This is a genomic window from Streptomyces sp. 8L (assembly GCF_020176795.1).
Lineage (GTDB): Bacteria > Actinomycetota > Actinomycetes > Streptomycetales > Streptomycetaceae > Streptomyces.
Genome location: NZ_JAIUKE010000574.1, coordinates 1 through 6,421, shown reverse-complemented (window position 1 = coordinate 6,421; position 6,421 = coordinate 1). Strand labels below are relative to the sequence as shown.

Here is a 6,421-nt window from a genome sequence, read left to right as displayed (position 1 = left end):
TGGGTCGGCGGGCCCTGGGGCCCATGCGCCCCAGGATAGGCAGCCGCCCCTCGCGTCACACCGGCGGTTTCCCGGCCCCCCCCCCCCGGCCGGGGCCCGGGCCCGCCCCCCCCCCCGGCCGCGCGGGGGGGGGGCCGCCCGCGCCAGGCGCGCCGACCCCTGCGTGTGCCCGTACGCCCATGCGCGGGCGATCCGGCTGTTTGGTTATTCGTACGCCGTACTATTAGTACAGCGTACCAGTGAGAGGCGCGGGTATGCTGCCGCCGGTGACCGATTCCCAGGAGGGCGGGCCGATCTGGGCCCGGGCCGAGCCCGCGACCCGCAGGCCACGCCACACGCGGCGGGGGATCGCCGAGGCCGCCCTCGCCGTAGCCGATGCCGAGGGCATCGACGCGGTGTCGATGCGCCGCGTCGCCGCCGACCTCGGCGCCGGGACCATGACGCTGTACCACTACGTGCGCTCCAAGGGCGACCTGATCGCCCTCATGGAGGATGCGATCATGGCCGAACTCCTCTTGCCGGAAGGCGAGTTGCCGCAGGACGACTGGCGCGCCGCGCTGGCCGCGCTGGCGCACAGGACCCGCGCGGTCCACCTGCGCCACCCCTGGGCCGTGGGCGGCCTGCGCGGCGCCGGGCTCAGCCCGCACGCGCTGCGGCACTTCGAGCAGTCGCTCGCCGCGGTGGCCGGGACCGGACTCGACGCCGCTTCCCGGCTCGACCTCGTCGCGCTGGTGGACGACTACGTGTACGGCTTCCTGCTCAAGAGCGACACCGAGCCGGGCGTCGAGGCGGTCGGCCCGGAGGAGGCCGCCGCCGTCGAGTCGTACCTGGAGGCGCAGTTGTCCGGCGGCGCGTATCCGCACACGCGCGCCCTGCTCGGCGGGCCGGGGCGGCGGCTTGCCTCGCTGGGTGCGCTCGCCGGGCGGTTCACGGCCGACGAGCGGTTCGCCCGCGGTCTCGACCGGCTCCTCGACGGCGTCGAGCGGGAGATCCAGCGGGTTGCCGGGCGGAGCGCCAGAGCTCGTACCGGGCGCGGCGCCCGAGGCGGCGCCCGCTGATTTGTTCAGTCAGGTGACCAAGTGCCCCCGGCGGTCACCTGGCCTTCTCCTGCCCGCGGTCCCGATGATCTCAACTGCCGCCCCACGCACGGCCGGTTGGGGATTTTGACAGAGCATTGACAAATTGGGGCGGGCGTTGCCAGCATGCGAGACGCACCACCGCGCTACCAGGCTCCCGCACCCCACTCGCGGACCTGCCCGCACTGCCCGCAATGCGCGACGGCGCGCGCCTTGCCTGACACATCCCCACGGCACGTCAGGAAAGGACCCACATGTCATTCCGTCCACCCGCGTGGTCCGGACTCGGCACCGCGCTCGTGCTGGCGCTCGGCGCAGGCGGCGCCGCCGCGCCGCCCGCCCCCCCCGCCCCCGCCCCCGCCCCGCACTCGGCCGCGTCCCCGGCCGCCATCCCCGCCTCCGACTACCAGGAGGTCGAACTCGCCTCCGGGGGAGCCGAGTTGGGCGAGGCGATGTCACTGGCCGTGCTGCCGGACCGGGCCGTCGTGCACACGGCGCGCGACGGCACACTCCGCTACACGGACGCGGCGGGCAACACCAAGGTCGCGGCCAGGCTGAACGTCTACACCCACGACGAGGAGGGGCTCCAGGGAGTCGCGGCCGACCCGGCGTTCGCCACGAACCACTACCTGTACCTCTACTACTCGCCCCGCCTGAGCACCCCCGACGGGGATGCCCCCGTCAACGGCACCCAGGCGGACTTCGACGCGTTCAAGGGCCACCTGAACCTGTCGCGCTTCACACTGAAGACCGACGGCACCCTCGACACCGCGAGCGAGAAGGTCCTGCTGGAGGTCGACAACGACCGCGGCCAGTGCTGCCACGTCGGCGGCGACCTCGACTTCGACGCGCAGGGCAACCTCTACCTCTCGACGGGCGACGACACCAACCCCTTCGAGTCACAGGGCTACGCGCCGCTCGACGAATCCGCGGGCCGCAACCCCCAGTTCGACGCCCAGCGCTCCGCGGGCAACACCAACGACCTGCGCGGCAAGATCCTGCGCATCCACCCCGAGGCCAACGGCACGTACACCGTCCCGAGCGGCAACCTCTTCGCGCCCGGCACCGCGAGGACGCGCCCCGAGATCTACGCGATGGGCTTCCGCAACCCGTTCCGGCTCTCCGTGGACAGGGCCACCGGCACCGTCTACATGGGCGACTACGGCCCCGACGCCGGTGTGACCGACCCGAACAGGGGGCCCGGCGGCCAGGTCGAGTTCAACCGCATCACCGGCCCGGGCAACTACGGCTGGCCGTACTGCACCGGCACCAACACACCGACCGAGACGTACAACGACTACACCTTCCCGAGCGGCCCCTCCGGCGCCAAGTACGACTGCTCGGGCGGCGCCACCAACAACTCCCCGCACAACACGGGCCTCACCAAGCTGCCCGCGCCCAAGGCCGCCTGGATCAGGTACGGCGGTGACGCCGGCTCACCGCCCGAGTTCGGCGGCGGTTCCGAGTCCCCGATGGGCGGACCGGTCTACCGCTACGACGCGAACCTGGACTCCGCCGTGAAGTTCCCCCAGTCCCTCGACGGGAAGTTCTTCGCCGGCGAGTACGGCCGCCAGTGGATCAAGGCCATCACCGTGGGCGGCGACGGAAGCCCCGGCGCCATCGAGGACTTCCCCTGGGACGGCACCCAGGTGATGGACATGGCCTTCGGCCCCGACGGCGCCCTGTACGTGCTCGACTACGGCACCGGCGCCGACAACCAGGCCCTCTACCGCGTCGAGTACATCGGCGGCAGCAACCGCAACCCCGTCGCCCACGCCGCCGCCGACAAGACCTCCGGCCCCGCGCCGCTCGCCGTGAACTTCTCCTCTGCGGGCAGCTCCGACCCGGAGGGCGCAGCCCTGACCTACTCCTGGGACTTCGGCGACGGTACGGGTTCGGCGTCCGCCAACCCGGCCCACACGTACACGAAGACCGGCACGTTCTCCCCGACGCTCACCGTCAAGGACCCGCAGGGCCTGACCGGCACGGCGAGCCTCGTGGTCACCGTCGGGAACACCGCGCCCACCCTGAAGCTCACCACGCCCGCCGACGGACAGCTGTTCAACTTCGGTGACACCGTCCCGTTCACCGTCACCGGCAGCGATCCGGAGGACGGCCCCGTCGACTGCTCCAAGGTCACCGTCACCTACTTCCTCGGCCACGACAACCACCAGCACCAGATCACCTCGGCCAACGGATGCGGTGGGCGGCTGACCGTGCCCACCGACGGCGAACACGACGCGGCGGCCAACCTGTACGGCGTCTTCGACGCCTCGTACACCGACAAGGGCGGCCTGACCTCCCACAGTGTCAGCAAGCTCCAGCCCAAGCACCGGCAGGCCGAGCACTTCAGCGCGCAGAACGGCATCCAGACCGCCGCGCACGGCGGCGCCGAGGGCGGTACCACGGTCGGCTTCACCGACAACAACGACTGGATCTCCTTCACGCCCTACGACCTGCACAACGTCACCGGGATCAGCGCCCATGTCGCCTCCGCTGGCCCCGGCGGCACCCTGGAGGTGCGGTCGGGCTCCGCGACCGGCACCCTGCTCGGCACCGTCACGGTCAAGCCGACGGGCAGCTGGGACACCTTCACCGACGTGACGGCGGACCTCGCCAAGGGGCCCGGCGCGGGATCGCAGCTGTTCCTCGTGTTCAAGGGCGTGAGCGGGCAGGGCAACCTGTTCGACCTCGACGCCTTCACCTTCACCACCGGGGGTGCCTGATGACTCGCCGACTCACCTCGGGAGTAAGGAACGTCGCACTCACCGCCGCCGCCGTGGCGCTCGGCGCCGCCTGCCTCGCGGCCCCGGGCAGCGCCACCGCCGCACCGGCACCGGCTGCGGTAACGGGCAGCGGTGTGACCGACCCGTACCAGGTGCTGGTGTTCTCCAAGACGGCCGGATTCCGGCACGACTCCATCCCCACCGCCGTCGCCGAGATCACAACACTCGGGCAGCAGCACGGCTTCCAGGTCACCGCGACCGAGGACGCCACCGCCATCAGCGCCCGGAACCTGGCCAGGTACCAGGCCGTCGTGTTCGTCTCCACCACCGGCGACTTCCTCACCGACGAGCAGCAGAACGCGCTGTTCGGATACGTCGACGGCGGGGGCGGCTTCATGGGCATCCACGCCGCGGCCGACGCGGAGTACGACACCCCGGCCTACCAACAGCTCGTCGGCGCCTGGTTCCTGAGCCACCCGGCCATCCAGCGGGCGACCGTACACACCGAGGACACGAGCCATCCCGCCACCGGGCAGTTCGGGCCCACCTGGAGTGTCACCGACGAGCTGTACAACTACCGGACCGATCCGCGCCCGGACGTCCACGTCCTGCAAACACTGGACGAATCCACCTACACGGGCGGCACGATGGGCGCGGACCACCCCATCACCTGGTGCCACCCGCAGGGCGAGGGACGCTCGTTCTACACCGGGCTCGGCCACCAGAACGAGATGTACGCGGACCCCGACTTCCAGCAGCTGCTGGCGGGCGGCATCGCGTACGCGGCGGGGCAGGCGCCCGCCGACTGCGCACCGCCGGACGGGGGCGGCACGGACCCCGCCACCGTCGAGGGCGAGTCGTACACCTCGAGCTCCGGCGTGCAGGCGGCGGACCACGCCGGTGCGAGCGGCGGGCACACCCTGGGCTATGTCGACAACGGCGACTGGGCCGGATACGCCACCGTCAGCACGGCGGGAGCCACGTCCTTCACCGCGAGGGTCGCCTCCGCGGGACCGGGCGGCACGGTGCGGATCAGGTCCGGATCGGAGACCGGCCCCGTGCTCGGGACCGTCGCGGTGCCCTCGACCGGCAGCTGGGACGCCTTCACCACGGTGACCACGAAGCTGACGGCGACGGGCAGCGGGCCGCTGTTCCTGACGTTCAGCGGGGGAGCGGGGTCGCTCTTCGACATCGACACCTTCTCGCTCTCGCAGGGAGCCGTGTCGCAGGGAGCTGTGTCGTAAGGAGCCCCGCCGCACGGAACCGGCACACCACGGCCCGGCACCCCGCCCCCGCCGTACGTCCCCACCAGGGCGTGCGGCGGGGGCGGTTCCCGCGCGCGGCACTCCCGTCGAGAGGGGTCCGGCTCAGTGGTCCGGCGCCTGCCAGGTCGTCGTGTGGCCCGTGCCGGAGCCGTCCTCCCGCGCCCCGTCGTCCCGTACCACCAGCCGGACCACCGTCCGGCCGTCGGGCAGCCGGCCGGTCGCGTCCACCTCCACCGCCACCGCGCTCACCCCCTCCCTGCGGTGCGCCGCGGCGAGCGCACCCCGCAGCGCCGACAGCAGCCGTGCGTCCAGGGGTTCGGGCACCGACGACTCCACCGGGCCGAGGAATTGCACCGACGGGCGGAACCCGAGCAGCGCGGCGGCGCCGTCGGTCTCGCGCAGGACCCGGCCCCGCAGGCTCGTCGGCGCCTCCGCGGGCGGCTGCTGGAGCGCGAAGATGGCGGTGCGCACCTCCTGGATGGTGGAGTCGAGTTCGTCGGTGGCCCGGCCGATGAGGGCCGCGGTCTCGCCCGCACCGGCCCTGCGCCTCGTGGACTCCAGCATCATCTCCGTCGCGAACAGCCGCTGCACGACGAGGTCGTGGAGATCGCGCGCGATCCGGTCGCGGTCCTCGAACACCGCGAGCCGCTCCCTGTTGTGCTGTGCGTCGGCGAGGACGAGGGCCAGCGCCGCCTGCGAGGCGAACTGCGTGGCCAGCAGCCGGTCCGCGGGAGTGTACGGGCGGCCGCCGCGCGTCCTCGGCACAGTCAGCGTCCCGATCAGCCGGCCGCCGTGCTGCAACGGCAGCATCATGCTCGGCCCGAACCGCTCGCGGACCGCGGTCGTCATCCGTGGATCGGTCGCCGAGTCGTCGAGGAACACCGGCTCACCGCCGAGGAGTTGCTCCAGCACGGCGGAGCCGGGCAGGATCGTGGTGCCGATCATCCCGTCCGCGATCACCGGGTCGCCCGCGGACGCGGCGACGATGCGCATCCCACCGTCGGCGGTCGGCAGCAGCACCGCCCCGGCGTCCGCGTCGGCAAGCACCCGCGCCGACTCGGCCACCGTCGTCAGCGCGTCCTCCGCGGACTCGCCGGTCAGGAGTGCGGTGGTGACGGCGGCGGCGCCCTGAATCCACCGCTCGCGCTGCCGCGCCCTGCCGTACGTACGGGCGTTGCCGATGGCGATTCCGGCCTGTGCGGCCAGTGTGTGCAGCAGGACGAGGTCCTGCGGAGCGAAACGGGCCCCGCCCGCCCCCCCGCCGCCCGGGGGGGCGGGGGGGGCCGGGGGCCCCCGGGGGGCCCCGGGGGCCCCCGCCCCCGGGCCCCCCCCCCGCCCCCCCCCCCCCCCCCCC

The 6,421-nt window shown here is 73.1% G+C and carries 4 protein-coding genes; 3 read left to right on the top strand and 1 reads right to left on the bottom strand.

From position 1 onward, the window contains the following. Positions 1–266: 266 nt before the first annotated feature. From LCE31_RS34670 to LCE31_RS34660, 3 genes are all read left to right on the top strand, one after another. Positions 267–1,058 carry a TetR/AcrR family transcriptional regulator gene (locus LCE31_RS34670; RefSeq protein ID WP_225021637.1) on the top strand — a complete coding sequence of 264 codons (792 nt, stop codon included), beginning with the start codon at positions 267–269 and terminating at the stop codon, positions 1,056–1,058. Between the two features lie 272 nt (positions 1,059–1,330). Then, positions 1,331–3,802, top strand: coding sequence for a PQQ-dependent sugar dehydrogenase (locus tag LCE31_RS34665; RefSeq protein ID WP_225021634.1), 2,472 nt, complete (start codon positions 1,331–1,333; stop codon positions 3,800–3,802). Then, complete coding sequence (locus LCE31_RS34660; RefSeq protein WP_374118652.1) at positions 3,802–5,046, top strand: ThuA domain-containing protein; 1,245 nt, start codon at positions 3,802–3,804, stop codon at positions 5,044–5,046. The genes LCE31_RS34665 and LCE31_RS34660 overlap by 1 nt, the downstream gene beginning before the upstream one ends. A 123-nt stretch (positions 5,047–5,169) precedes the next feature. On the opposite strand, the gene LCE31_RS34655 is transcribed toward LCE31_RS34660, so the two are convergent. Then, the coding region (locus LCE31_RS34655; protein ID WP_225021630.1) for a GAF domain-containing sensor histidine kinase at positions 5,170–6,421 on the bottom strand (1,252 nt) is incomplete at its 5' end.

Coding starts and splice junctions, on each gene's coding strand:
- LCE31_RS34665 (WP_225021634.1), top strand. CDS start 1,331: ATGTCATTCCGTCCACCCGCGTGGTCCGGACTCGGCACCGCGCTCGTG.
- LCE31_RS34660 (WP_374118652.1), top strand. CDS start 3,802: ATGACTCGCCGACTCACCTCGGGAGTAAGGAACGTCGCACTCACCGCC.